Below are 26,064 nucleotides of genomic sequence, written 5' to 3'. Positions count from 1 at the left end.
ACTAAATTATGGTTATTTGTGCTAATATGAACTTATAGCTATATAGAAGGGGGGATTAGTATGAAAACTGAAATAGTTCCTAAAAAGAAGTACAGTATAATAAGCTACATATCTTTACTCATCGGCATTTTATGTTTTCTGTTCGTTTTTATTACACCGACAAGGATAGCGAATGCAGGTAATATAGTGGGAGATTATGTTACAGTTGCCCTAACAGTTGTAGGTATCATATTTTCTATCATTACAATGACGAAAAAAACAGAGAAGAAGGGGATTGCGATTCTTTCATTCATACTGTCCTCATCATTTTTTATATTTTGGATTATCGCAATTATCTTATTGTTTACTGGTCAAATTAGCTTTGCGCCGTAATGTACAATAAAAAGAGTCCTTCTCGTATGAAGGACTCTTTTTATTCGGTATCTTCAGGGCGATATTCTAAAATATCTCCTGGTTGGCATTCTAATGCTTTACATATTGCTTCTAAAGTTGAAAAACGGACTGCTTTTGCTTTTCCATTTTTCAAGATCGAAAGGTTAGCCATTGTAATTCCAACCTTCTCCGAAAGCTCTGTTACACTCATTTTTCTTTTCGCTAACATTACATCAATATTAATAATAATTGCCATATTATTCACCTCAGACCGTTAAATCATTTTCTGATTTTATATCTATCGCATCTTTTAATAGTCTTTGGAGTACGGCAGCAAAGACCGCGATTACCATTGAAGCAAAAATTATAATCATTCCAATAATAATAATACCAGGGGCGTCATCTCTCTCTGCCACAAGATAGAAAAGTGGCATACCTAATACATATAATACACTAATGGCTAGTGCGCTGTACTTAATATTTTTTAAAGCTTTAACAGACAACTCTGAGAATGCGTTGTTTTTATCAATATAGTTTAAAAGCTTAAATGTTTGGTACAGTGCGAAGTAATAAGGTATTGCTGTCGCGTATAAATTGATAAATACAAGATATTTAATATATGCCATTTCGGGATATAATTCAGCAGCGAAATTCCCTATTTTAGGGACTAAAAAAATGCACATAGCAAGAACAGGGATACCCATTAGAATCACAGCTGTCTTTAAGAAAAGTGTTGATCCTTGTTTCATAAAAAGCACCTCATTTATTTAATATCTTATTAATTTACCATGAAATTTATTGTTTAACAATAAATTTTTATTTATTTTAATTGGGGATTTGTTGTTAAACAAGTTAATGATGGGAAATCTTTTTTATAAGATAGATGAACTATACCGACATGTAATGAATGAGAAAGTTACTATTGTTAGCTTTAGAAAAATTGGGAACTAATAAAACATATGTAGGCAGTCAGAATTTTGTATGTAAATGAATGTGAAACTAATGGAGGCGCAATCATGTTTGTATTGGGTTTAAAGATGAAGAAGTTACTGTTAGTAGGAACGATAACACTAAGTATGTTATGTACTGAAAGTATGATGGATGATCATACGGTGGAAGCGAAAGTGAAAAAAGTAGAACGCCAACCGAAAAATGTAATCATAATGGTTATGGACGGAACAAGTTCTTCAGCAACCACATTAGCTCGCTTGTATAAAGGGAAACCACTTGCATTAGATGAAATTGTAACAGGAGGAGTTCGTACATATTCGGCGGAATCAGCTATAACAGACTCAGCTCCAGCAGCTACAGCATTAGCGACGGGGAATAAATCGAATTCAGGATATGTAGGGGTATTACCTACTATTGTGAGTTCACCTGGCTTAAAACCAATAAAAGAAGAGGACAAATTACGTCCAGTTGCCAATGTTTTAGAAGGTGCGAAACGTACTGGTCGCGCAACTGGAATTGTTGCCACAGCTGAAATTCAGCATGCTACTCCTGCTGGATTCTCCGCTCATCATGTGAATCGTAACAATTTTGAAGTGCTCGCGGAGCAACAAGTATATCAAAATATAGATGTCGTATTAGGCGGGGGAAAAGCAGCACTTCTACCTGAGACAGATAGTGGGATTCGAAAAGATGGTGAAGATTTAGTAAAAGTGATTCAAAATAAAGGCTACGACTTTATTGAAACGAAAGAGGCATTATTGAAATCTAAATCTAATAAAATTTGGGGCTCATTCTCACATATTGCCTTAGCATTTGATATGGATCGTGAAGCAATAAATCCGGAGCAACCAACACTTTCGCAAATGACGGAAAAAGCCATTCAAACGTTATCAAAAGATAAAGATGGGTTCTTTTTATTTGTGGAAGGAAGTAAGCCAGACTGGGCAGCACATGTGAATGATCCAATTGGGATGATTAGTGATGTGTTAGCATTTGATCATGCAGTTGCAGAAGCATTAAGATTTGCAAAAAAAGATGGTAATACGATGCTAATCGCCGTAGCGGACCATGGTAATAGCGGTATTTCTATTGGCAATATGAATACGACAAAAGGTTATAATACTACGCCGGTCTCTGCATATATTGATCCATTGAAAAAAGCGAAAATGACACTTGAAGGGACTATCAATAATTTGAAATCTGATCTATCCAATGTAGAAGAGGTAGCTAAATTATACGGGTTGGACAATTTAACTTATGATGAAAAAGAAAGGTTAAAAGTGGTTAAAAAGAAAATAGACGTAGGTCCAATTTTCACTACATTATTGGCTAACCGTGCGAACATAGGCTTTACAACAGGAGGTCATACTGGTGAGGATGTATTTTTATATTCATACGGCCCTCAAAAGCCAGTTGGTTTGATTCAAAACACGGACGTTGCAAAGACAATAGCGAAAGCGATGGGCTTTAATTTAGAAGAAGTAACAAACAAATTATTTGTAGAGAGTGAATTAGCCTTTAAGCAGAATGGTGCAACTGTAACAATAGATAAAACTGATGTAGCGAATCCTGTACTCATAGTAAAACATAATAATGTAACAGCTCAATTATTTGTTAACAAAAATATAATTCGTATTAAGAATAAAGATTATGAACTAGGAAGTGTTGTTGTAGAAAGCAATGGTAAGTTCTATGTACCAGAAGAAGCAATTCGTTTATTCATAAAGCATTCTCGTTAAAAAAATGCCAATTCCTTAGCTACTACTTAGGAATTGGCATTTTTGTGTAGATGAGATTTCACTCGAAAAAAAGAGGAAAGAGAACCACAAATTCTAGAGTGAACTTCCTGTAAATTTACCTATTTTATGTTTTTCATCCTAGAAAAAATATTTCTCAACATTTTAGCACTTTAAAAAGATTGAATATTCGTATTATAACGAATATTATATTGCTATCGGCAAAAATCGATAATTTGCAGACACTGGGGAGGAAATACATTGAAAAAGAAAAAGAAATTAAAACCTTTAGCGGTATTAACAACAGCAGCAGTGCTAAGTAGTACGTTTACTTTTGGAATTCATGCAGCGTATGCTGATACGCCACCATCTCTACCAATTGATGAGCATTTAATACCAGAGGAACGCTTGGCAGAAGCGCTGAAGCAACGGGGAGTAATCGATCAATCTGCATCACAAGCTGAGACATCAAAGGCTGTCGAAAAATATGTTGAGAAAAAGAAAGGGGAAAACCCTGGAAAAGAAATCTTGACAGGAGATAATCTTACGCAAGAAGCTTCAGATTTTATGAAAAAAGTAAAAGATGCAAAAATGAAGGAAAATGAACAAGCGCAGCAGCCCGAAGTAGGATCAGTAGCTGGGCAAGGTCCAGGATTGAACCCAGGAAAATTAAATGGAAAAGTACCGACTACACCAGCGAAGCAAGCTGAGTACAATGGGGCTGTTCGAAAAGATAAAGTACTTGTATTACTCGTAGAATTTAGCGATTTTAAGCATAATAATATCGATCAAGAACCGGGGTATATGTATTCTAAGGACTTTAATCGTGAACATTATCAAAAAATGTTATTTGGTGATGAGCCATTTACGTTATTTGATGGATCGAAGATTAATACATTTAAACAATATTATGAAGAACAATCTGGCGGAAGCTACACAGTTGATGGAACTGTAACAGAATGGCTTACTGTTCCAGGAAAAGCGTCAGATTATGGTGCTGATGCGGGAACTGGTCATGACAACAAAGGTCCTTTAGGCCCAAAAGATTTTGTGAAAGAAGCATTGAAAGCAGCAGTAGCAAAAGGCATTAATTTAGCTGATTATGATCAATTTGATCAATACGATCAAGATGGTGATGGAAATAAAAATGAGCCAGATGGAATCATTGATCATTTAATGGTAGTACATGCAGGCGTGGGTCAAGAAGCTGGCGGTGGTAAATTGAAAGATGATGCGATTTGGTCTCATCGTTCAAAACTAGGATCGAAGCCATATGCGATTGATGGGACAAAATCTTCTGTTTCGAACTGGGGCGGAAAGATGGCAGCATACGATTATACAATCGAGCCTGAAGACGGAGCGGTTGGTGTGTTTGCACATGAGTATGGTCATGATTTAGGGTTGCCAGATGAATATGATACAAAGTATTCAGGACAAGGTGAACCAGTTGAATCATGGTCCCTAATGAGCGGCGGTAGCTGGGCTGGAAAAATTGCAGGTACAGAGCCAACAAGTTTCTCACCGCAAAATAAAGAGTTTTTCCAAAAAAATATGAAGGGGAACTGGGCGAATATTGTTGAGGTAGATTATGATAAACTTCGCACGGGAATCGGTACTGCAACGTATTTAGATCAAAGTGTGACAAAATCAAAACGACCAGGAATCATTCGTGTTAACTTGCCAGACAAAGATATAAAAAATATTGAGTCAGCATTTGGTAAGAAGTTTTATTACAGTACGAAAGGAAATGACATTCATACAACACTTGAGACACCAGTATTTGACTTAACGACTGCAACGGATGCCAAGTTCGATTATAAGGCATTTTACGAACTGGAAGCGAAGTATGATTTCCTTGACGTATATGCGATTGCAGAAGATGGAACGAAGACACGCATTGATCGAATGGGCGAAAAAGATGTAAAAGGCGGTATAGATACAACGGATGGTAAGTGGATTGATAAATCATATGATTTAAATCAATTCAAAGGAAAGAAAGTAAAACTGCAATTTGAGTATGTAACAGATATTGCAGTAGCATATAAAGGATTTGCGTTAGACAATGCAGCATTAACTGTAGATGGAAAAGTTGTTTTCTCTGATGACGCAGAAGGCCAGCCAGCAATGACATTAAAAGGATTTACTGTGTCTAACGGATTTGAACAGAAGAAACATAACTACTATATCGAGTGGCGTAATTACGCTGGGTCTGATACTGCATTACAATATGCACGTGGTCCAGTATTTAATACAGGAATGGTTGTATGGTATGCGGATCAAAGCTTTACAGATAACTGGGTAGGCGTTCATCCAGGTGAAGGGTTCCTTGGAGTAGTAGATTCTCATCCAGAGGCAATCGTAGGAATATTAAACGGACAACCTACTGTGAAGAGCAGTACACGTTATCAAATTGCCGATGCGGCATTCTCATTTGATCAAACGCCAGCATGGAAAGTAAATTCACCAACTCGCGGTATCTTTGACTATAAAGGATTACCAGGAGTTGCAAAATTTGATGATTCTAAGCAATACATCAACAGCGTTATTCCAGATGCGGGACGTAAGTTACCTAAACTAGGATTGAAGTTTGAAGTAGTAGGTCAAGCTGAAGACAAGTCTGCAGGTGCAGTTTGGATCCATCGATAAAATAAAATGAAATGAAATGAAGAGGAGCTGCCATAAGCCGGTGAAACTGACTTATGGCAGCTCTTTTCTGCTTGTAAAAAGTTCTCGGTTTTAATTGTAAAGATTGGAAATGTATTTGATAAATAAAATGCTCAATCTGTTCAATTATAGCGCTATTTTGAGCGTAAGTAATTTGTAAGTATTGAGTAAGAAAAAGAGAATTTTATAGTATATAATAATATTTATTACATCTACTTTTAACACCTGATACTAATAGTATGCTATAATATGAATTAGCAACAAAAAGGAAAGGAATTAGTAAAATGACATTAGAAAATACTAAAAATTTAAAAAAACAAGTTGCTCCATATGAAAAATCAACAATTAAAAAAAGTGTGTGGCAACTTATTAACACAGTCGTGCCATTTGTTGTTTTATGGTATCTCGCTTATAAAAGTTTGTCTGTTTCTTATCTGTTAGCATTAGTTCCATCTTTGTTAGCTGCTGGTTTTATGACGCGAATTTTCATAATTTTTCATGATTGTACCCATTATTCATTCTTTAAAAGTCGACGTGCAAATAGAATAGTAGGTACATGTATGGGTGTGTTAACGTTATTCCCATTTGATCAATGGGGGCATGAGCATGCGATTCATCACGCTACAAGTGGTAATTTAGATAAGCGAGGTACAGGAGATATTTGGACGCTTACAGTCGATGAATATGTAGCTGCACCATTTAGACTTCGTTTAGCATATCGTTTATATCGCAATCCATTCGTTATGTTTGGATTAGGTCCGATTTATGTTTTCTTGCTTAAAAATAGATTTAACCGAAAAGGTGCAAGACAGAAAGAACGTATGAATACGTATTTGACGAATATTATTATCGTTGCTGTAGTAGCTATACTTTGCTGGGCAATAGGATGGCAATCGTTTCTATTAGTACATGGTACGATATTCTTAATTGCAGGTTCAGTAGGGATTTGGCTGTTTTACGTACAGCACACTTTTGAGGATTCTTATTTTGAAGAGGATAAAGATTGGGAATATGTAAAAGCGGCAGTAGAAGGAAGTTCATTTTATAAACTTCCAAAAATCTTGCAATTCTTAACTGGTAATATTGGATTTCATCATGTTCACCATTTAAGTCCAAGAGTACCTAATTATAAGCTAGAAGAGGCACACAATAATACGCTTCTGTTAAAAAATGTACCAACAATTACACTTGCTACAAGCTTACAATCACTACGTTTCCGTCTTTGGGATGAGAAAAGTAACAATTTTGTTAGCTTTAAAGAAGTCAAAAATATAATTAAAAATAATGTTTCTGTCCGGGTGAAATCGGAATTATAATTTCATCGGCTATAAAACTCCCCTTAATCATTTTCGATTTAAGGGGAGTTTTTGTTATATATAACGGATATTGAGGACGTGGAATACTCATATGTAGGTATAAATTCAAGGATATGATAATAATATTATGTAAACAAGATAAAACATCATTTTTTTTATTATTGTGAAGGATATCATACATATATAATGGAAAGCAGAAGGTGGATGAGAGTAATGATGAGAATAGAAACAACGTAATAAAATAATTCTTTCAAAAGGAAGGGGAAATGAAAGATGTTGAAATTACAAGGAAAATACAATGAAGCGAAAGTATTTACGAATAACGTTGATGAGACTGCGACAGGGCAGATTATTGATCTTTGTAACCAAGAATTTGTAAAGGATAGTCAAATTCGTATTATGCCAGATACACATGCGGGAGCAGGGTGTACGATTGGGACAACAATGACAATACAAGATAAAATTGTTCCTAATCTTGTAGGGGTAGACATTGGTTGTGGTATGGAAGTTGTTGTAATTGATAAGAAAAAAGAAGAAATTAATTTCGATTGTTTAGATGAAACAATTCGTAAATTCGTTCCAAGTGGTTTTCGTATCCGAGATAAAGAACATCGATTCTCAAAAATGATTGATTTTGATGGTGTGAGAGCTCCATTTACATTACAACGCGCTCAAAAAAGTATTGGTACACTTGGGGGAGGAAATCATTTTGTCGAATTGAATGAGGACGATAAAGGGAATGTATATATTGTCATTCATAGTGGTTCTCGTAATTTAGGTAAACAAATAGCAGAGTATTACCAAAACTTCGCATATGAACAACTCATTGATGTTACATCAATGAAAGATGAGATTATTAAGAGATTAATGAAAGAGGGGAGAGAAAAAGAAATACAAGAAACTTTACGTGGAATAAAGAAGCCTAATATTCGAAAAGAATTAGCTTATTTAGAAGGACAGGGATTCAAAGATTATATGAATGACATGAATATTGCTCAAAAGTATGCTGAGTTAAATCGTAAAGCAATGATTGATGAAATTGTTACGAAAATGGACTGGAAAGTAACCGATCAATTTACTACAATACATAACTATATAGACATAGAAAATATGATTCTACGAAAAGGTGCTATTTCAGCTCAGAAAGATGAACGAGTCATTATTCCAATTAACATGAGAGATGGTTCAATTATTGCATTTGGTAAAGGTAATCCAGACTGGAATTTTTCTGGTCCGCATGGGGCAGGACGTATCATGAGTCGTAAGAAGGCTAAAGAATTATTGAGTCTAGAGGACTTCCAAAATACGATGACAGAAGTTTGGACTACATCGGTAGCAGAGAGCACAATTGATGAGGCACCAATGGTATACAAGCCAATGAATGAAATTATCGAAAATACGAAAGAGACAATAGATATAAAGCATATTATTAAGCCGTTATATAATTTTAAAGCGAATTAGAATGATAAAAGACCGCACATAAGGTAAAAGCTATGTGCGGTCTTTTATATATAAGTATAGTATTACATAGTCTCGCTAATTTTACTTTCACTACGAGTGTTAGTAGCAAGTCTTTTCTTAACTTTAAAGTGATAGTACGTGTAGCAAAAGATGATAAATGGTACAGTGCAATAGATTCCTAGACGTTGTTCTGGGATAAAGATTAGACTGATTAATATAATGCCATACAATCCAAAACCAAGTATTGGTACAAGTGGATAAAGTGGCGTTTTGAACTTTAAGTCTTCTAATTTTCCGCCGTCTGCTACATAATGTTTACGGAAAAAGAATTGAGAGACACAAATTGACATCCAAACAATGATTGTTATAACTCCAGAAATGGAAATGAGCCATAAGTAAACCGTTTCAGCAGCTACAACGCTTGTTAAAAGAGAAAAAGCAGAAATAGCAATTGTCATAATTAAAGCGTTTAAAGGTATTCCTCGTGATGATAATTTCTTTAAAAAGGCTGGAGCCATTTCATTTTTGGATAATGACCAAAGCATACGAGTTGCCGCGTATAGTCCTGAGTTTGCGACAGAAAGAACAGCAGTAAGAATAACAAAGTTCATAATATCAGCCGCATAGGGAATACCGATATTATCAAAAACGGCAACGAACGGGCTTTTTGTTAATCCTGCTTCTTCCCAAGGAATTAAAGCAACAAGAACAAAGATTGCTAAGACGAAGAAAAACATCGTACGCCATATAATATTTCTAATAGAACGAGGTAAAGTTTTTGCTGGATCTTCACTTTCACCTGCAGCGATTCCAACAAGTTCTGTACCTTGGAAGGAATAATTGACTGTAACCATTGTTAATAGAATAGCTGCAAGTCCATTTGGAAATAAACCACCATGATTCACGAAATTTGATAATAGCGGAGCTGGTTCGTCGCCTTTTAAATCAATAAAACCGAACATAGCGGCGCCACCAAGAATAATAAAAGCGATAATGGCAGATACTTTTATACTTGAAAACCAAAATTCTGTTTCTGCATAACTACGAGCAGATAGTGCGTTAATCGTGAAGATTGTAACTCCAAATATTAAACACCAAACCCAAACAGGAATATCAGGAAACCAGCGCTGCATTGTAATGCCAGCAGTTGTAAATTCAAGGCCGGTCGTATTCGCCCAGCTTAACCAATACAACCATCCGATTGTAAAGCCAGTTGCAGGATTGATAAACTTAGTGGCATATTCCTGGAAAGACCCCGAAACAGGCATGGCTACAGCGAGTTCACCAAGACATAGCATAACGAAATACATTAATAATCCACCGGCCATAAAGGCAAGTACGGATCCACCAGGTCCAGCCTGACTTATAATAAAACCAGATCCGTTAAATAATCCCGTTCCAATCACGCCACCGAGTGCAATCATGAATAAGTGTCTACTTTTCATCGTACGTTTTAATTCATTGTTTGTATTATTTACTTGCGCCATTGTTTTCCTCACTTTCGTAGTTGATAGCATAAATTTTGATGTTTTTCCGTATTGTGGAATATATTCCGTGATGTGAAATCTTGTTATAATTTTCAGATAATTAAAAAGAAAAGTCAATATTTTTTTGTTTGCGCTTTCAAATTATTGTTCGCAACATATTTTTATTTTTAGAAAATTGAATAAATAGATTGATTTCATTTCGAATGTTTGTTAAATTGATAGGTAATTGAGCGTGCTAACATATTACAAGTGAAGTAGAGGTGAGTTATGGTACAGTCCATTGATCGAGCGATAAGTATTATAAAGTTATTAAATTCTACTAATGAAAAAGAGTATTGGGCCATTTCTGATATAGCGGACAGAACACATCTCCCAGTTAGTACAGTACATAGATTACTTAACTCTCTAATCGAGCATGGGCTAGTTACACAAATTTCAGAGACGAAACAGTACAAAATTGGACCAATGTGGATGGAAATAGGATTACGACAATTGGAGAAGGTAGACTACAGATCAGTCGCAAGAGAAGTAATGAAACGATTGGCCTATGAAGTGGAAGAAAGTGTTTATTTGAACATTCCAAATGGAACACATTCTATTATTATTGAAAGAATGGATAGCCCTTTAAAAATTCGAGTTATTGATAACTTAGGGGAACAGATTCCTCTTTCAATTGGTGCTGCAAATAAAACGATGCTTGCCAATATGAAACAGAATGAAATGGAATATATTGTTGAGCAACTACTTTCTGCTTTACCAGAACAAAAGCAAATTCTTCTTGATCAAATAAAGCAAATAAGAAACGAAGGATATGCTGTCAGTTATGGAGAAAAAACAGAAGGGACAGCTTCAGTAGCTGCACCTATTATCGGATTTAATCATAAAGTAGTAGGAGCATTAAGTGTTGGGTTAATTAGTCATCGCATTAATGATGATCGACTATCTTTTCTTATTAGTAAGGTAAAACAAGCAGCACATGAAATATCAATAAAAATCGGCAGTACATCAGAACTATAATTTTGATAACTGTCGTCATTTTTTATTCATATACTGGAATTCATTTTCATAATGCGGAAAAATAGGGGGATTTATATGTCAAAGTGGCAATCAAAAGAACAATTGATTCAATTATTAAGCGGTCTTGTTGAAATTCCTAGTATTACAGGTACAGAAGCTGAAGTGATATTGCCAGACTTCGTTGTGGAACAATTATCTGATTTACAGTACTTCAAAGAAAATCCGCACCATTTGCAAAAAAATCCGACAGGGGACGGAAGATATTTTGTTACAGCACTAGTAAAGAAAAGCGATCGTACAAAAAATACCGTAATTTTAGTAAGTCATTTTGATGTTGTAGATGTACAAGATTATGGAGTGTGGAAAGAAGATGCATTCAATCCTAAAAAGTTAACGTCTATGTTTTATTCTCATAAAGATGAATTACCAGACCATGTACGTGAAGATATAGAACATGGAGATTGGCTGTTTGGTAGAGGAACAATGGATATGAAATGCGGCCTCACGTTACAAATGGCAATGGTTGAGCAAGCTTGCGAAGGAAGGTTTGATGGGAATGTTCTTTTATTGGCTGTACCAGATGAAGAAGTAAACTCTGTAGGGATGAGAGCTGCTGTCCCAAGATTATTAGATTTAGCAAGAGAACATGATTTAGATTATAAAACAGTACTAAATTCAGAGCCTATGTTTTCAAGGCATCCTGGTGACCAAAAGAAATATATTTACACTGGTTCTATTGGTAAAGTGTTACCTGGTTTTCTTTGCTACGGAAAAGAGACACATGTAGGTGAACCTTTTGCAGGTTTAAATGGGAGTTATATGGCTTCATTAATAACAGCAGAATTAGAGTTGAATACAGACCTTTGTGATATTGTAGAAGGGGAAGCGAGTCCTCCGCCAACTAACTTACTTCAAAGGGACTTAAAGGAGGAGTATTCTGTACAAATTCCGCATCGCGCAGTCACATTATTTAATTTGTTTTTACTAGAAAAATCAATGACAGATGTCGTTTCATTGCTGCGTCAAAAAGTAACGAAAGTAGCAGAAAAAATAGAAGAATCATATGAGAAGCAAGCTTATCGTTTTTCTAAATATAATCCATTTATACCACCTAACCTCAAAGTAAATGTATTAACATATGAAGAGCTTATCGCTTATGCAATTGAACAACACGGGCAAGAGAAAATAGATGATATTCAATCTAGCATTATTAAAAATAGAGAAGATAAAGATGATCGTGCGGTAACGATTGATTTAGTAGATAAACTAGCTATTTTATGTAAAGAAAAGGCGCCGATGATTGTACTTTTCTTCGCTCCGCCATATTATCCAGCTGTAAGTTCACGCAACAACCAGTTAATTAAAGAAGTAGTCGGAGAAATGGAAAGGTATGCACACTTCAATCATAATATTACATTTGAAAACCAAAACTATTTTGGAGGAATTTCAGATTTAAGCTATGTGGGCTTACAAAATCCATTACATTCAATGAGTTCACTTGTAGATAATATGCCATTATGGGATAAAGGTTACTCAATTCCACTTCAGGAACTAGAAGAATTTGACGTTCCAGTTTTAAATATGGGACCGGTAGGGAAAGATGCACATCAATGGACAGAACGTCTAGATGTAAATTACGCATTTGAAACGCTATTAGATATGTTACCGATTTGCATTGAAAAATTACTTGTTTCTAATAAAATTACACAAGCGTAGTAGGGAAGGGGAAAATGAAATTATTTTAATATAATTAACAACTAAAACGGCCAAACTCAAGTAAATTCGAGTTTGGCCGTTTATCATGTAGTGCATTTCTAATTACATTCATGTGAATTTATAGTTTTACTTTTTCGTTTGACCAGATAGTTCGACAGACTTTTGTGTACAACGTTGCATAGCTGAAATGATAGCTGTTCGTAAGCCTTTTTCCTCTAAAGTTGCTACAGCTTCTATCGTTGTTCCGCCAGGAGAACAAACCATATCTTTCAATTCACCTGGATGTATTCCTGTTTCTAGTACCATTTTTGCAGAGCCTAATACTGCTTGAGCAGCGAATTTATATGCTTGATTTCTTGGCATACCATCTAGTACAGCAGCATCTGCCATCGCTTCTATAATCATATATACGTATGCTGGTGAAGAACCACTTACAGATGTTACAACATCCATTAACTTTTCACTTACAATCTCTGATTGACCAAAACTATTGAAAATGTTTAGCACTTCTTCTAAATCTTTTTCTGTCACCATTTCATTCGGGCATAATGCAGACATTCCTTCTCCAACAAGAGCAGGAGTATTAGGCATTACTCTTACAACTTTTAATTTTTGATTAAAGGCATTTTCAGTACTTTCAATACTTTTGCCAGCAGCGATCGTAACGATGATAGTATCGTTTTTTATCACTTCTTTAATTTCGTTAATTACTAATGGGTATAAGTCTGGTTTAATTGATAAAATTAAAATATCAGCATTTTTAGCGACTTCATTGTTGTCAGTAGTTATAGATATTCCGTACTTTTCACTAGCATTTTCTAAATTCGTCGTGTTTAAATCTGAACACATGATTTTATTTGAAGACACTATCTTTTTATTTAGCATCCCGCCAATTATAGCCATCCCCATATTTCCGCATCCGATGAATCCAATTTGTTTATCCATAATAACTCAATCTTGCTCCTTTTTTAATAAATTATATCATTTTGAAATTGTTATCTTAAAATAACAATAACATCTCCATGCAATATAAAGAAACATTCTAAGAGAATATTTTCCTTTTTGCAACACCAAAAGATAAAAAATCAATTATATTCGACATTCTGTAAATATATACACTATAATGTAAGGTATTATGTTTATGAATATGAGTTGTAGTTATATCAATTTGTATTTTCATTCAGTAGAGCAATCTTTTCATGCAAGTAACTTGCTCCTCTATTTATTTTTAAAAATACCTCTTGACACCAAATCGAACTATATCGCATAATATAAAAAAATTAAACCGAAAATCGTTGAAGGGAAATAGTACATATGTCTTCTTGCGAAAGAGAGTGGAATTCACCGGCTGAAAGATTCCTCGTATAGAATATATCGAACCTATCCCTGAGTCTTAAATGAAAGTTTAGGCGTTCGCCTGCGTTATAGGCACCAAGTGGATATCTATGTATATCAATTAAGGTGGTACCGCGGAACAATGACCGTTTCGTCCTTTTTATTTTATGAAGGGCGAAGCGGTCATTTTTATTTTGCTCTTAAATAGGCTACGTGCAGCACTCATAAGAATAGAAATCGCTGCAAGCTGTATGAATAGAAATGTAATGTATAAAAAACTTTGATTTTAGACTTGGGGGATAAAAAAGTGAAGAAACAGCGAATAGTTGTAAAGATTGGGAGCAGTTCTTTGGCGGATAGTCATGGAGGCATTTCTAAAGAACAACTTTCAGATCATGTTGCCGCATTAGCTCGATTGAAAGAGGAAGGGCATGAAGTGTTGTTAATTACATCTGGGGCCGTTGCTGCAGGTTTTTCTGCTCTAGGATACCCTAGCAGACCTGTAACAATTAAAGGGAAACAGGCTGCTGCGGCTGTCGGACAAAGTTTGTTAATGCAGGCATACACGGAGGAATTCCGTAAATACGGTATCGTTACTGCACAACTATTGCTGACGAGAAGTGATTTTTCTAGAAAAGAACAATATAGTAACGCTTACGCTACGTTAGGAGAGTTATTAAACCGTTCTGCTCTTCCAATTATTAATGAAAATGATTCCATCTCTTTAGAGGAGTTAACGTTCGGTGATAATGATATGCTGTCAGCTTTAGTAAGCGGACTTGTTTCGGCAGATATGCTTATGATTTTTACAGATGTGAACGGTTTATATGATAAAAATCCTCAAAAAAATGAGGATGCGAAAAAATATTATTTCCTTCCTGAAGTTACAGAAGAAATTGCTTCTCTTGCTGGAGATGCTGGCTCAAAACTTGGGACTGGCGGTATGAAATCAAAAATTGATGCTGCAAAGACGGCGCTATCTCTTGGGGTAAGTGTATTTATCGGTACAGGACGTGGACAAGAGAAATTTGTTGATGTTTTAAAGGGGAAAGGTGACGGGACGTATGTCGGAAATGCCCCTCAAAAAGAAATGAAGATGAACAAGCAATGGATTGCCTTGCATTCGGTTGTTAGCGGTCAAATTGAAATAGACGCCGGAGCAACTACAGCTATCATTCAGCATGGCAAGAGTCTTCTTCCTGCGGGTGTTACAAATGTGTCAGGATTTTTCAAAGTTGGCGATGTTGTAGAAGTCATGACGCAACAAGGGCGCGTAATTGGAAAAGGACAATGCACATATAGCGCAGAGGAATTAAGAGAGATAAAAGGTATGCAAAGCCAACATATTCAAGCAAGAGGCGAAAGGCATAGTTATGAAGTCATCCATAGAGATCATTGGGTTTCACTTTAAGAAGAGGGATCAAAAAGGAGGAAATAAAAATGAATGAAGTGTTAGTAAAGGGAAAAAAAGCGAAAGAAATCGCTGGAGAACTTGTGCTTAAAAATACGGATCAAAAAAACGAAGCACTTGCTGCAATTGCAAATCAATTAATAAGTGAAACAGCTTATATTTTAGAGGAAAACAAACGCGATATAGAAGAAGGTAAGGCAAAAGGATTTTCGGATTCACTCCTTGATCGTCTTATGCTAACTGAAAATCGTATTATTGATATGACAGAGGGGATTAAGCAGCTAATTGAATTACGTGATCCTGTAGGAGAATGTGTAAGTGCATGGGAAAGGCCAAATGGACTATCTATTCAGGAAATGCGTGTACCACTTGGTGTTGTTGGGATGATTTACGAGGCAAGACCGAATGTAACAGTGGATGCTGCTACTATTTGTTTGAAGACAGGAAACGCAGTCATATTACGTGGTAGTTCTTCTGCTATTCATTCTAATAAAGCCATTGTTGCCGTTATTCACAGAGCGCTCAAACAAACAAGCTTACCAGAAGAAAGTGTACAGCTTATAGAAGATACAACGCGAGATAGCGCGAAGCAGTTATTTACAATGAATGATTATTTAGACGTTCTTATTCCAAGAGGTGGCAAACAATTAATCGATACTGTTGTGAGGGAAGCGTCTGTTCCAGTACTTGAAACAGGTGCGGGGAATTGTCATATTTTCATTGATGAAACAGCGGGTAAACAAATGGCATTTGATATTATTATAAATGCAAAAACGCAGCGTCCATCTGTATGTAATGCGATTGAAACGATTGTACTTCATGAGAAGTGGGCAGAGCAATATGGTAGCGAGTTGTTTTCTTCTTTGAAGGCAAGAGGCGTGGAGCTACGTGGTGATCAAAAAGCATTGGCAATTGATTCATCAATTGTACTTGCTTCAGAAGAAGACTGGGGGACAGAATTTTTATCTCTCACGCTAGCAGTTAAATTAGTTTCTTCTATAGAAGAAGCGATTCACCACATAAATACGTATGGATCTATGCATTCTGAAGCGATTATTTCAGAAAACGAGGAAAACGTCAGCAAATTTTTCGTATCTGTTGATGCTGCTGCGCTGTATCACAATGCATCAACTCGTTTTACTGATGGATCTGAATTCGGATTCGGAGCTGAGATTGGCATCAGTACACAAAAGCTACACGTAAGGGGACCAATGGGGCTTCCTGCATTAACTTCTACAAAATACGTCATTCGTGGAAATGGACAAATTCGAAAATAAAAATAAAAGACACTCAATTCGTTTGGGTGTCTTTTATTTTAAAAATTATTTACCATACAAAAAGCCCAACAAGCATAGCGCTTAATAAGGAAACAGCCATTCCGCTCACAAGAAGCTTCCAAACATTTTTCCCGATGACTGATGATTTTTCGCCGCCAAATAATGAATTGTAAGTTCCATAAATCATACCTACTGTACTAAAGTTAGCAAAAGAAGCTAGAAATGTTGTGGCAACCGCAACCGTATGCGGTTGTAAAGACTTTAAGTTTGATTTTAAATCCATCATTGCAACAAATTCATTCGTCGTTATTTTGATCCCCATTAGTTCAGCTACATACATAGCATCACTGCCCGATAAACCGAGTAAAAAAGCGAAAGGACTAAAGATAATAGAGAAGATTTTTTGAATTGTTAAACCCGTTACAAAAAATCCTAAAATCCCATTTAAACATGCTGTTAAAGCTACATATCCAATTACCATAGCTAAAATAACGATAACCATATTCATCCCGACTAACATACTGTTGGAAATAGTAGAAAAGAAATCCTTTTTTTCATGTTTGGAAGGTGAATAAACAACATCTTCTTCTTTCGAAACTTCCACAGGATTTAATACATTGGCTAAAATTAATGCGTTAATACAGTTTAATGGGATTGCGCTGAAAATATATGTTGCTGGAACCATTGATAAATAAGCACCAAGAATGGATCCGCTGACGCTACTCATACTCATAATTCCAAAAGTCAGCAGACGATTTTCTTTTAAAACAGATAATTGATCCCGAACAACCGCAAGCGCTTCGGTGTTCCCTAAAAACATCATTTGAATCGAAAAGAAGCTTTCTAACTTTGGTAAACGAGAAATCTTTGAAATAATTGCACCTACTTTATCAATAATCCAAGTTAAGATTCCAAAGTAAGACAGAATATCAAAGAACGTGATAACAAAAATGATAGGAAGTAATGCGCTAAAGAAGAAATCAATTGTTTGATTTTCCATAGCAGAAGGAAATGCAAATCGAATTCCTTCATTCGCACATGCCAGTAGCCAACTGAAAAATGAAGCAATTTTATTAATGATAATACTGCCTAGCTTTGTGCCTAACATAAACCACGTAATAAAAAGCTCCAATATGATGAGAATTACAATTGGTCTCCATTTTATATGTTTTTTATTAGGCGAACATAAGTAAACAATTAATATGACAACGAAAATCCCTAACATATTCAATATGAAATACATGTCAACAACTCCTTGAGGCTTATTATTTGTATATAAAAAAGCTCCTATTCTCCTTAATTTAGAATGAATGTATTTCAACTAAAATTTTGTTGATTCTAAAAATATAGAAGGTAAAATTCGATAAAAATAGAATTTAATATATAGCAAACAAGGAGGGATAAAAATGGAGGTCTATCACATAACGAGTAGAAAGAGGGAAACTTATAACGTTCAAGTGAAATATTCGATACTTTTCGAATGTGCTCTTGGAATTGCAGCAATTACTCATAAGAGGTTAATTGATACACTTGAAAAGAGTCAAAATGAATGGGAAGAAATTAAGAAATCATTAACAGAAGAAATGAGAGAGCATTTACAATTTGTCAAAGAAAATAATACGTGGAAAGCATTGCTTCAGTTGTTGTATGAAGAAGATTTTCACGATGTATCGCAGTTTCACGCTAAAATTGATTCACTTTCAGAAGAAGATTTGAAGTATATATGTTTACCGTTTTTAGGAGAGAAGTACCAAGAAAAGAGAATTTTAGCGGCAAGTGGAAACGTAACTGCAATACATGAACTAATGGAACTGACACAAGAACATCAGTTTTTCTCTACTTATATTCGTTTTATATGCGATGTTGATGTACAAGTGCTAAAATCCCATTTAATTGCTGTTATGACAGGATGGTATGAGAGCGTTATTCAGAAAGAGGAAGAAGAAATACTTTCTATATTAAAACGAGATTATGAAGCAAAGAGTGAAATGAATAAAAAGATGAAACCAGAAGAGTTTGTCGAGTGGGCTACAGGTGGCGTTCATTATATGCCAGAACCAAGTGTTCATCACGTGCTTCTTATCCCGCAAATAACGTACAGACCGTGGAATATTGAGGCGGATGTTGAAGATACGAAAGTATTTCATTATCCAGTTGCAAACGAAAGTATCCATCCTGAAGATCCATATGAACCGAACTATTTTTTAGTTCAAAAACATAAAGCTCTTGGAGATGAAGCGAGGTTACGCATTGTAAAAATGTTGTTCGAAAAAGAACGAACATTGCAGGAAATTACAGAAAGATTGCAACTTAGTAAATCGACTGTACACCACCATTTGAAATTGTTACGTGCAGCGAAGTTAGTGGATATACATGATGGGAAATATGTATTAAGAAAGAAAGCAGTACAATCGTTAGCGAAAGAATTAGATGCGTTTTTAAATAGATAATATACAACAAGAATGTACATAAAGGGAGGAATATAAAAGAAAAGTTGGTGTGTGAAATTGAAAAATGTATTGAAAAATCGTTCGTTCTTTTTTATGTGGATTGGTAGTGCAATCTCAGAATTAGGAGGGGGGTTCGGAACGTTATGTAATTCAATTCTAGTATATGAGTTAACAGGATCGGAAATGGCTTTAAGTAGTATGTGGCTATTATATTTCATCCCATCACTCATACTGCAATTAATCAGTGGCCCATTTATTGATAAATGGAGTCGGAAGTGGATTATGATTTTTTCACAATGGATACGAGCGTCCGTATTCTTATTACCTTTGATAATGTTAGTTTCCGGTAGTTTAGAAGTTTGGCACATTTATGTTGTTCAAATTGTAGTGGGACTTATTACACCACTTTATACACCTGCAAGTCAAGCAATTACACCGAGCATTGTAGGGAAAGAACAACTTCAAGATGCAAATGCGTACATTGATGGAATGACTCGTCTTATGATGTTTCTTGCGCCAGTATTAGGTGGAGTAGTCATTCATTTGATTGGCACAGAACTTGCGTTATCTTTCGTATGCATTTGTTTATTTGTTAGTGGCACTTTCTTACTTTATATAAAAGAAAATAGAACGTCGCAACCTATTCGGAAAACGTGGCTAGAACAGTTTCTTCACGGTTTTACATATTTTTTCACAAAACCAATCATCGTTTGGCTCGGTATATTTCTAACTTTTGTTCAATTTGGAGTAGGAGTAACAATGGTCACAAACCTTCCTTATATAAAAGATGAGCTATCAGCGGGATATGCGGAATTTGGTTATTTTATGGCCGGATTCCCACTTGGCTATGTAGTTGGATCTATACTAGTCGGAAAAGTAACATATAAAAGCCGGCGTATACTTATGCTTGGAGGATTGTTTATAGGGGGGCTCACATACATTTCGCTAGGGTTCAATCATAGTATTATCATTGCAATAATAGTTGAAGTAATAGCAGGGATTTGTATTGCATTTTTCAATGTTCATAACACAACGATATGCCAACAGTCAGTTCCGAACAATATGATAGGACAAGTATTTTCAGTGCGATTATTTTTCATACGATCCGCTATGCCGTTAGGTGTGTTAGTAGGGGGAATATTGAGTGAAATGTGGGGAGTAAGAGCGCTATATTTAATCATCGGTGCAATTATATGTGTCACCTCTTTAATAGGAATGTTACTTCCGTATTTCAAGTTTTTAGATGAGGCGATAGAAGAGAAAACAGCATAATTCGAAAAATCTAAACTTTATAATTGAAAATAATTATCATAATCAACTATAATAGAAGTATAGTAGTATTCGTATTAGAATGAAGGAGTGGGATATATGTTTATCGAAACGAAAACATTTACAGTAAAAGAAGGTACATCAAATATAGTTGTAGAACGTTTTACTGGAGAAGGTATTATTGAAAAGTTTGAAGGTTTTATTGATTTAAGTGTTCTTGTGAAAAAAGTAAGACGCGGCGACGAAGAAGTAGTCGTTATGATTCGCTGGGAATCTGAAGAAGCATGGAAAAACTGGGAAACAAGTGAAGAGCATTTAGCAGGTCATAGAGCGAGCCGTGGTAAACCAAAACCAGATCATATTATTAATGTAGATCATGCAGTTTATTATGTAAAATCATCGAAAGCGGCTTATCAACAGTCGTAATATATATGTAAAGGTAGAGGATATTTGTTTATTAATAAACAAATATCCTCTTTTTTTGATTTATAGTAAAATATGGATGTGATAAATGTTTATTTGATAAAAGTGGTGACTTAAAAAAACTAAAAGAAATAGCTATATCTGAATTTGAAAACTATCGTGTTTCTAGCGACAAAGTGAAAGGCATTTCTCATTGGTTACAGAGTTCGTTAATTAAAATTCAATCTGCTTTGAAAGCAAATGATGAGTTAAAGGCTTCATACATAGTTCAAACTTCAACTTGGACATTGTTAGAAGGAATATGGGCTATTAATAATAAGCCAGTACCGCCAGCGGGATCTGTGTTGAAGTATATTCAAACGTTACCGAATAAGCCAATTCATTTAGATGCGTTACTTAATAAACTATTTTTAGATGATACGAAGGACCGTATTAAAGCAGCAATTGAGTTAATTGAGTGGGTGCTTCATAAATAATATTGTTGGTAAATCGATATGTTGTGTTGAATCGTCGATATATCGAGAAAATCGTTGATATAAATTTCATATACTGTATAAGTAGCAACTAAAAGAGTGTAATCTAGTTAAATTTTTAAAATGAAGTTTCATAACAAGGTCTATTTTGCAAAGGAATTGCTTATGCATAAAATAACAATAATGTATCTTAATGCAAAAAAACTAGAGAATCTAGCAGGTTTCCCATATGGTACAGTACGAAACGATTATAAGTAGTACAGTGATATAAATAGGAGGTTACCGCTATGACATCTGTATTTAAAGATATGGCGTTCCAGCTGAAAACGGAACGACTCGACCTGAATATGTGGGAGGAATCCGATGCAGTCTGGCTTAGAGAACTAGTTGGTGAACGTGGAGTGGAAATGCCAACCGTTGAATCTGTTCGTAACGATCTTATTGAGAAGCGCAAGATAGCAGCTGAAAATGGTATTTCTCTTCTCACGATTCGTAGACGAGACGAAGGCGATTTCATCGGTTACTGTGGCTTAATTATCGGTCGTTCCACGCTTGAAGAGCCGGAGATTGCATACGAGTTGTTCCGTAGTGCTCATCGCATGGGTTATGCGACAGAGGCAGCATCAGCGGTATTGGAGGCTGCGATTGCTACGGGGCGCAAAAGACTATGGTCTACTGTAGGCGCTTGGAATACTGCGTCTTTTCGAGTGTTAGAGAAGTTAGGATTTACGCGACATCATAGTACGTTTGGCGAACGCGGTGAGATTGTTTGGAATGTGCGCGATCTATAGATTAAATTCAAAACAATGAAAAACGTAAAAGAAAGCCCATATGTTAGATTACTCAGTAATCTAGCATATGGGCTTTTCCTTTAAATGCAATAGTTTGTTTTAATTTTTTACATCCTCATATAATTGGAGTGCCTCTTTCACATTCAACCCATTTTTCACAATCCCATGTATCGCTTGAATCATCGCAGCTGGATGTTCGGATTGCCATATGTTGCGGCCCATATCTACGCCGATTGCACCTTCTTGCAGTGCGTTATACGTAATGTTTAATGCGTCTTCAATTGAATCTAGTTTTGGGCCGCCCGCGATAACGACTGGGGCAGGGCAAGTGCTTGTGATTTTTTCGAATCCTTCGCAGTAATACGTTTTAATAATGTCAGCACCCATTTCAACGCATACACGGGAAGCAAGTGCTAAAAAGCGAGCTTCACGTTTTTGCAGTTCTTTTGCAACTGCGGTAATGCCAAGTACTGGAAGACCATAATCGTGAGCTTCTGAAACTACATTTGCGAGATTTGTAACTGTTTGTGTTTCATAGTCTGATCCGACGAAAACAGATACGCCGACGCCAATTGCATTTTGTTTTACTGCTTCTTTTACAGGGGTAACAATTGTTTCATTCGCTAAGTCTTTACCGACGACAGTAGCTCCGCCTGATACGCGCATAACCATCGGTGTACTGCAATTTTCAGGAATGCAGGAGTTAAGTACACCTCGCGTTAAAAAGAGGGAATCTGTGTAAGGAAGCAAGTTTTTAACTGTTTCAAGTGGTTGTTCAAGCCCGTGAATTGGTCCTAAAAAGTAGCCGTGATCTATCGCTAACATAACCGCTCTACCATCAGGTAAAATTGTATTTAATCGATTTTTAAATCCCCAAGTCATTCAAAATCACTCCTTCGTTAATGTTGGATTTTCCGTTTGAACAGTATCTTTATTTGGTAAATGTGGTGACTTTATAAAAACCGCTTTAAAAGGTTTGTCAGAATGGTTAATAAGATAGTGAGATTCATGAGGACGAACTTGCAGGACGTCACCTTGTTTCATTGGAACTCTTTCGTTATTTACATAGAAATCTATTTCACCTTCTAATGCATAAAAGACCTCTTCGCACGTCGTATGATAATGGTTTTGAAACTCCTGCCCAGGCTGAATGACAACAAGGCCAAGATCAATATTCGGACCTTGTATTAAATATTTCGGCCCGTTATCACCGAAGCGATAGGAGAAGTCATTTTCATTCGCTTTTAACATACATTCCACTCCTTTATGTAATGTGTTACAGTGCACCAGGCGCAATCCACATATGTGAAGTGAGTCCTTTATCAGCTAAAGCGAGCTGACTGTCATATACAGTTTTCCATGTTTCATAGAACTCTTTATATAGTTCGTGATTTTCAGTTACTGGTTCGAATGTTTGCTCCCACTGTACAAACTCTTCGGCAGTCTCTTCCATAGATGCATATATGCCAGCACCAACTCCTGCAGCAATTGCAGTTCCTAAAGCAGCTGCTTCTTTCACAACAGGTACTTTTACAGGAATACCAAGGACGTCTGATAGAATTTGTGGCCATAGTTTTCCTTTAGCGGCACCACCAGCAAAAACGACTTCAGAAGGGAATGTCCCTGTGAGATTTTCTATTAATTTTAAGTTTCCAAGTGTAACGAAGGCGGCATTTTCTTCAATAGCACGGAACAGTTCTTTTTTTCCACATTTGTCAGCGTCTAAACTTAAATTTAAAAAAGATGGTGCGGCATGACGCCAAGAAATGTAGTTCATAACGTTTGAAAAAGTAGGGATAATGCCATGTGAGCCGACAGGTACGTCTTTTGCTTGTTCTTCTAATAATTCATAAGCATCTACACCGAGTTTGTCAGCAAGTTTCTTTTCCTCTTGGCAAAAAGCGTCTCGAAACCAGCGCATAACGAGGCCTGGGAAAAAGGCAATCGTTTCATATTGCCATAGGTTACGTACGACGTGACAATTTATACGAATCGCAGCATGCGGATCTGGTATTGGCTCAGTAACATTCACTTCTTGTTGCCAAAAACTACCTCCGCATATTAATGTTTGATGTGGTTTCACGACTCCAGTTCCGAGTGATGCCATTTGAGCATCTCCGCCCCCGGCTACAACAGGAATTCCTTCACGTAATCCAGTTAATGCTGCACATTCTTTTGTAACATTACCAATCACAGTGCCAGCTTCATTTACTTTTGGTGAAAATGGTAAAGTTATACCACACTCTTTAGCTACATCGTTATCCCAATTTCTATTTTGTAAATCAAAGATTCCAGACGTACAACCGTTTGAAGGATCAATTTGCAGCACGCCGCTTAGTTTATATAAAATCCAATCGTTTAACATTGTAAAAGAGTGAATAGAATTATAGACGTCGGGTTCATGTTTTTTTATCCAAAGTAGGCGAGGTAAAGCACCTAATGAAAAAGTTTGACCAGACTTTGTATATAAATCTTTTTCAAGATGTGACCGAATTTCTTTTAGTTCACTAACCTCCGCGGATGCACGCCCATCAACATTTGCGCACGCCCATATTTCTTGCCCATCTTGATTATATAAAACAAATCCTTCCCGCATACTTGTAGCGCTAATAGCAAGAATAGAAGAGGCAAGAGTATTGCTTTTTTGAAGAACCTCTTTCGTGCATTCTTGTACCAGCTTCCAATTTTCTATTACATCAAAGTTCATAGAACCAGGGTAACGTGGGTCAGATTTATGAATCCATTCTTTTTGACTTACTGCAATTTGATTACCCTGTAAATCAAAAAGAACTGCTCGTATGCTTCCTGTACCAGCATCGAAAGCTAATAAATTGGACATTAACAATCACCATCCTTTCGTAATAAGGAGAGGGCAGTTTCCTCATCGGTAATTAATGTATGAATAAACTTTCCTTTTAAGGCACCATAAATTGCATCTATCTTTTCTATACCTCCAGCAACACCGACGACATGATTCATATTGCGCAAAATAGAGAGAGGCGTGCCAATTAGACGATTGTGATGCGAGAGCTCTAATAAATTGCCATTTGTATCATAAAACTGTCCTAAAATATCGCCAGCACCGTTTTGACTACGAATATATGTCATCTCACGTAATGTTAATTTTTCTTTTTTTACAATCGTAGCGTCTTGAGATAGTCCTCCAATACCGACAACAGCCGTATGAGCAAGTGAAGCGACATGAAGCATATCTTTTACACTCGGTTCTGATAGAATACTTTGTGCCATTTCGGTTGTAGACGCTAGAAACGGCGTAGGGATAATGTGAAGATCACCTTGCATGTAATGTAAATAGTTTTGTTTTCTCGGGAGATAGTGATTTACTCCGCCTGTTAACGTTACGATTGAGAGATTAATAGAACTTTCGAAATGAATGTTTTCTAGCATTTTGCTAATTGTTTCTCCCCAGCCAATACCGAGTAAATCTCCTTGCTGGAGCTGAGTTTCTAAATATTGTGCAGCAGCTTTTCCGAGAGAATCGTGATAATTGTTTACTGGGGTCGGGATAATAAAAGCATCTTTTAAGTAGAACTTTTTCATTAAGTCACGCTCAATACTTAAACAGTGCAAACCAGTCCCTTTTACGTGAAATGTAACGATACCTTCACTCCGCGCCTTATCTAATAACCGGACGACTTTATTTCTTGAAATATGAAGAAGTGAAGCGATTTCCTGTTGTGTTAATTGGTCCTTATAATAGTACCAAGCTACTTTCGTTAATAAATTCTCTTCAAAGTTCAGCTGAGTCATACTCTTCATCCCTTTCAACAATTGACCACAGCTTAAACATATGTACCATATATTTTGTTTATTCCAGTTGAAGCGATTAATAGTACGTAGAAAAAAGTGTTCTAGATATAAAAAAAGGAATATACAATGCTACAAAACAAGTAG

22 protein-coding genes, 1 pseudogene and 1 other annotated feature are annotated in these 26,064 nt (G+C 36.0%); of the genes and pseudogenes, 14 read left to right on the top strand and 9 right to left on the bottom strand.

Translation table 11 applies throughout. The features are described 5' to 3' along the window. Positions 1–60 precede the first annotated feature (60 nt). Positions 61–372: a hypothetical protein gene (locus tag ACTT1L_RS01355; RefSeq protein ID WP_000845552.1), complete on the top strand. Its 312-nt coding sequence runs from the start codon at positions 61–63 to the stop codon at positions 370–372. 40 nt (positions 373–412) lie between these two features. Here the strand turns inward: ACTT1L_RS01355 and ACTT1L_RS01350 are convergent, their stop codons facing one another. Beyond that, positions 413–628 (bottom strand): helix-turn-helix domain-containing protein, encoded by a 216-nt coding sequence (locus tag ACTT1L_RS01350; RefSeq protein WP_000974625.1) that lies wholly within the window; start codon positions 626–628, stop codon positions 413–415. Between the two features lie 10 nt (positions 629–638). Beyond that, complete coding sequence (locus ACTT1L_RS01345) at positions 639–1,121, bottom strand: DUF2975 domain-containing protein (RefSeq protein ID WP_000809102.1); 483 nt, start codon at positions 1,119–1,121, stop codon at positions 639–641. A 267-nt stretch (positions 1,122–1,388) separates the two neighbouring features. Between ACTT1L_RS01345 and ACTT1L_RS01340 the strand changes: the two genes are divergently transcribed. The 4 genes from ACTT1L_RS01340 (at position 1,389) to ACTT1L_RS01325 (ending at position 8,500) form a co-directional block, all read left to right on the top strand. Continuing rightward, positions 1,389–3,062 carry an alkaline phosphatase gene (locus tag ACTT1L_RS01340; RefSeq protein WP_000497797.1) on the top strand — a complete coding sequence of 558 codons (1,674 nt, stop codon included), beginning with the start codon at positions 1,389–1,391 and terminating at the stop codon, positions 3,060–3,062. Positions 3,063–3,320: 258 nt separating this feature from the next. Then, complete coding sequence (locus tag ACTT1L_RS01335) at positions 3,321–5,705, top strand: immune inhibitor A domain-containing protein (RefSeq protein ID WP_270734031.1); 2,385 nt, start codon at positions 3,321–3,323, stop codon at positions 5,703–5,705. Positions 5,706–6,007: 302 nt separating this feature from the next. After that, positions 6,008–7,039: a fatty acid desaturase gene (locus ACTT1L_RS01330; RefSeq protein WP_061130956.1), complete on the top strand. Its 1,032-nt coding sequence runs from the start codon at positions 6,008–6,010 to the stop codon at positions 7,037–7,039. Positions 7,040–7,312: 273 nt separating this feature from the next. Continuing rightward, entirely contained in the window at positions 7,313–8,500 is a 1,188-nt protein-coding gene (locus ACTT1L_RS01325) for an RtcB family protein (RefSeq protein ID WP_061130957.1), read from the top strand. A gap of 62 nt (positions 8,501–8,562) precedes the next feature. Here the strand turns inward: ACTT1L_RS01325 and ACTT1L_RS01320 are convergent, their stop codons facing one another. Next, the gene (locus tag ACTT1L_RS01320; protein WP_000079973.1) at positions 8,563–9,987 is read right to left on the bottom strand and encodes an amino acid permease; all 1,425 of its coding nucleotides are present in this window, start codon (positions 9,985–9,987) and stop codon (positions 8,563–8,565) included. A 267-nt stretch (positions 9,988–10,254) separates the two neighbouring features. On the opposite strand from ACTT1L_RS01320, the gene ACTT1L_RS01315 reads away from it, so the two are divergent. Next, positions 10,255–11,004, top strand: coding sequence for an IclR family transcriptional regulator (locus ACTT1L_RS01315; RefSeq protein ID WP_000250772.1), 750 nt, complete (start codon positions 10,255–10,257; stop codon positions 11,002–11,004). A 75-nt stretch (positions 11,005–11,079) separates the two neighbouring features. Next, the gene (locus ACTT1L_RS01310) at positions 11,080–12,720 is read left to right on the top strand and encodes a M20/M25/M40 family metallo-hydrolase (RefSeq protein ID WP_250669883.1); all 1,641 of its coding nucleotides are present in this window, start codon (positions 11,080–11,082) and stop codon (positions 12,718–12,720) included. Between the two features lie 126 nt (positions 12,721–12,846). Here the strand turns inward: ACTT1L_RS01310 and proC are convergent, their stop codons facing one another. Next, positions 12,847–13,665 (bottom strand): pyrroline-5-carboxylate reductase, encoded by an 819-nt coding sequence (proC, locus tag ACTT1L_RS01305; RefSeq protein ID WP_000360706.1) that lies wholly within the window; start codon positions 13,663–13,665, stop codon positions 12,847–12,849. A 341-nt stretch (positions 13,666–14,006) separates the two neighbouring features. Continuing rightward, positions 14,007–14,217, top strand: a binding site (T-box leader). 145 nt (positions 14,218–14,362) lie between these two features. Between proC and proB the strand changes: the two genes are divergently transcribed. Together proB and proA are read left to right on the top strand one after the other, a co-directional pair. Next, on the top strand, positions 14,363–15,466 hold the full coding sequence (gene proB / locus ACTT1L_RS01300) for a glutamate 5-kinase (protein ID WP_000744725.1): 1,104 nt from the start codon (positions 14,363–14,365) through the stop codon (positions 15,464–15,466). A 29-nt stretch (positions 15,467–15,495) separates the two neighbouring features. Then, entirely contained in the window at positions 15,496–16,743 is a 1,248-nt protein-coding gene (proA, locus tag ACTT1L_RS01295) for a gamma-glutamyl phosphate reductase (protein WP_001006729.1), read from the top strand. A 49-nt stretch (positions 16,744–16,792) separates the two neighbouring features. Here proA and ACTT1L_RS01290 read toward each other — a convergent pair whose 3' ends face one another. Then, positions 16,793–17,986: a NupC/NupG family nucleoside CNT transporter gene (locus tag ACTT1L_RS01290; protein ID WP_000273608.1), complete on the bottom strand. Its 1,194-nt coding sequence runs from the start codon at positions 17,984–17,986 to the stop codon at positions 16,793–16,795. Positions 17,987–18,149: 163 nt separating this feature from the next. On the opposite strand from ACTT1L_RS01290, the gene ACTT1L_RS01285 reads away from it, so the two are divergent. The 5 genes and pseudogenes from ACTT1L_RS01285 (at position 18,150) to ACTT1L_RS01265 (ending at position 22,149) form a co-directional block, all read left to right on the top strand. Next, entirely contained in the window at positions 18,150–19,193 is a 1,044-nt protein-coding gene (locus ACTT1L_RS01285; protein ID WP_061130961.1) for an ArsR/SmtB family transcription factor, read from the top strand. A gap of 51 nt (positions 19,194–19,244) precedes the next feature. Beyond that, the gene (locus ACTT1L_RS01280) at positions 19,245–20,465 is read left to right on the top strand and encodes an MFS transporter (RefSeq protein WP_025991647.1); all 1,221 of its coding nucleotides are present in this window, start codon (positions 19,245–19,247) and stop codon (positions 20,463–20,465) included. Positions 20,466–20,561: 96 nt separating this feature from the next. Beyond that, on the top strand, positions 20,562–20,888 hold the full coding sequence (gene hmoA / locus ACTT1L_RS01275; protein WP_000469503.1) for a heme-degrading monooxygenase HmoA: 327 nt from the start codon (positions 20,562–20,564) through the stop codon (positions 20,886–20,888). A gap of 89 nt (positions 20,889–20,977) precedes the next feature. Next, positions 20,978–21,361: pseudogene (locus tag ACTT1L_RS01270) on the top strand (DNA polymerase subunit beta); the annotation flags it as partial. 284 nt (positions 21,362–21,645) lie between these two features. Continuing rightward, positions 21,646–22,149 carry a GNAT family N-acetyltransferase gene (locus tag ACTT1L_RS01265; protein ID WP_000204931.1) on the top strand — a complete coding sequence of 168 codons (504 nt, stop codon included), beginning with the start codon at positions 21,646–21,648 and terminating at the stop codon, positions 22,147–22,149. A gap of 99 nt (positions 22,150–22,248) precedes the next feature. Here ACTT1L_RS01265 and lsrF read toward each other — a convergent pair whose 3' ends face one another. The 4 genes from lsrF to ACTT1L_RS01245 are packed head-to-tail and all read right to left on the bottom strand — an operon-like array spanning position 22,249 to position 25,920. Beyond that, positions 22,249–23,031, bottom strand: a complete 783-nt coding sequence (lsrF, locus tag ACTT1L_RS01260) for a 3-hydroxy-5-phosphonooxypentane-2,4-dione thiolase (protein ID WP_000219760.1) — start codon at positions 23,029–23,031, stop codon at positions 22,249–22,251. Between the two features lie 6 nt (positions 23,032–23,037). Then, a complete protein-coding gene (locus tag ACTT1L_RS01255) occupies positions 23,038–23,400 on the bottom strand; it encodes a cupin domain-containing protein (protein WP_000909989.1) in 363 nt (120 codons plus the stop codon). A 25-nt stretch (positions 23,401–23,425) separates the two neighbouring features. After that, on the bottom strand, positions 23,426–24,988 hold the full coding sequence (lsrK, locus tag ACTT1L_RS01250) for an autoinducer-2 kinase (protein WP_000067324.1): 1,563 nt from the start codon (positions 24,986–24,988) through the stop codon (positions 23,426–23,428). Beyond that, positions 24,988–25,920 carry a sugar-binding transcriptional regulator gene (locus ACTT1L_RS01245; protein ID WP_000192720.1) on the bottom strand — a complete coding sequence of 311 codons (933 nt, stop codon included), beginning with the start codon at positions 25,918–25,920 and terminating at the stop codon, positions 24,988–24,990. Before ACTT1L_RS01245 ends, lsrK begins: the two co-directional genes overlap by 1 nt. Positions 25,921–26,064 lie beyond the last annotated feature (144 nt).

The organism is Bacillus sp. FH (assembly GCF_052216825.1).
In the GTDB taxonomy this organism is placed as follows: Bacteria; Bacillota; Bacilli; order Bacillales; family Bacillaceae_G; genus Bacillus_A; species Bacillus_A paranthracis.
The sequence above is the reverse complement of the archived record's forward strand: the minus strand, read 5'-3'. Positions and strand labels throughout refer to the sequence as shown.

What these genes read in the sequence shown, in the direction of transcription:
- ACTT1L_RS01315 (WP_000250772.1), top strand. Translation starts at nt 10,255, where the DNA reads ATGGTACAGTCCATTGATCGAGCGATAAGTATTATAAAGTTATTAAAT.
- ACTT1L_RS01325 (WP_061130957.1), top strand. Translation starts at nt 7,313, where the DNA reads ATGTTGAAATTACAAGGAAAATACAATGAAGCGAAAGTATTTACGAAT.
- ACTT1L_RS01340 (WP_000497797.1), top strand. Translation starts at nt 1,389, where the DNA reads ATGTTTGTATTGGGTTTAAAGATGAAGAAGTTACTGTTAGTAGGAACG.
- ACTT1L_RS01355 (WP_000845552.1), top strand. Translation starts at nt 61, where the DNA reads ATGAAAACTGAAATAGTTCCTAAAAAGAAGTACAGTATAATAAGCTAC.
- ACTT1L_RS01290 (WP_000273608.1), bottom strand. Translation starts at nt 17,986, where the DNA reads ATGTATTTCATATTGAATATGTTAGGGATTTTCGTTGTCATATTAATT.
- ACTT1L_RS01245 (WP_000192720.1), bottom strand. Translation starts at nt 25,920, where the DNA reads ATGACTCAGCTGAACTTTGAAGAGAATTTATTAACGAAAGTAGCTTGG.
- hmoA (WP_000469503.1), top strand. Translation starts at nt 20,562, where the DNA reads ATGTTTATCGAAACGAAAACATTTACAGTAAAAGAAGGTACATCAAAT.
- ACTT1L_RS01265 (WP_000204931.1), top strand. Translation starts at nt 21,646, where the DNA reads ATGACATCTGTATTTAAAGATATGGCGTTCCAGCTGAAAACGGAACGA.
- ACTT1L_RS01320 (WP_000079973.1), bottom strand. Translation starts at nt 9,987, where the DNA reads ATGGCGCAAGTAAATAATACAAACAATGAATTAAAACGTACGATGAAA.
- proC (WP_000360706.1), bottom strand. Translation starts at nt 13,665, where the DNA reads ATGGATAAACAAATTGGATTCATCGGATGCGGAAATATGGGGATGGCT.
- ACTT1L_RS01310 (WP_250669883.1), top strand. Translation starts at nt 11,080, where the DNA reads ATGTCAAAGTGGCAATCAAAAGAACAATTGATTCAATTATTAAGCGGT.
- ACTT1L_RS01345 (WP_000809102.1), bottom strand. Translation starts at nt 1,121, where the DNA reads ATGAAACAAGGATCAACACTTTTCTTAAAGACAGCTGTGATTCTAATG.
- ACTT1L_RS01330 (WP_061130956.1), top strand. Translation starts at nt 6,008, where the DNA reads ATGACATTAGAAAATACTAAAAATTTAAAAAAACAAGTTGCTCCATAT.
- lsrF (WP_000219760.1), bottom strand. Translation starts at nt 23,031, where the DNA reads ATGACTTGGGGATTTAAAAATCGATTAAATACAATTTTACCTGATGGT.
- proA (WP_001006729.1), top strand. Translation starts at nt 15,496, where the DNA reads ATGAATGAAGTGTTAGTAAAGGGAAAAAAAGCGAAAGAAATCGCTGGA.
- lsrK (WP_000067324.1), bottom strand. Translation starts at nt 24,988, where the DNA reads ATGTCCAATTTATTAGCTTTCGATGCTGGTACAGGAAGCATACGAGCA.
- ACTT1L_RS01285 (WP_061130961.1), top strand. Translation starts at nt 18,150, where the DNA reads ATGGAGGTCTATCACATAACGAGTAGAAAGAGGGAAACTTATAACGTT.
- ACTT1L_RS01255 (WP_000909989.1), bottom strand. Translation starts at nt 23,400, where the DNA reads ATGTTAAAAGCGAATGAAAATGACTTCTCCTATCGCTTCGGTGATAAC.
- ACTT1L_RS01350 (WP_000974625.1), bottom strand. Translation starts at nt 628, where the DNA reads ATGGCAATTATTATTAATATTGATGTAATGTTAGCGAAAAGAAAAATG.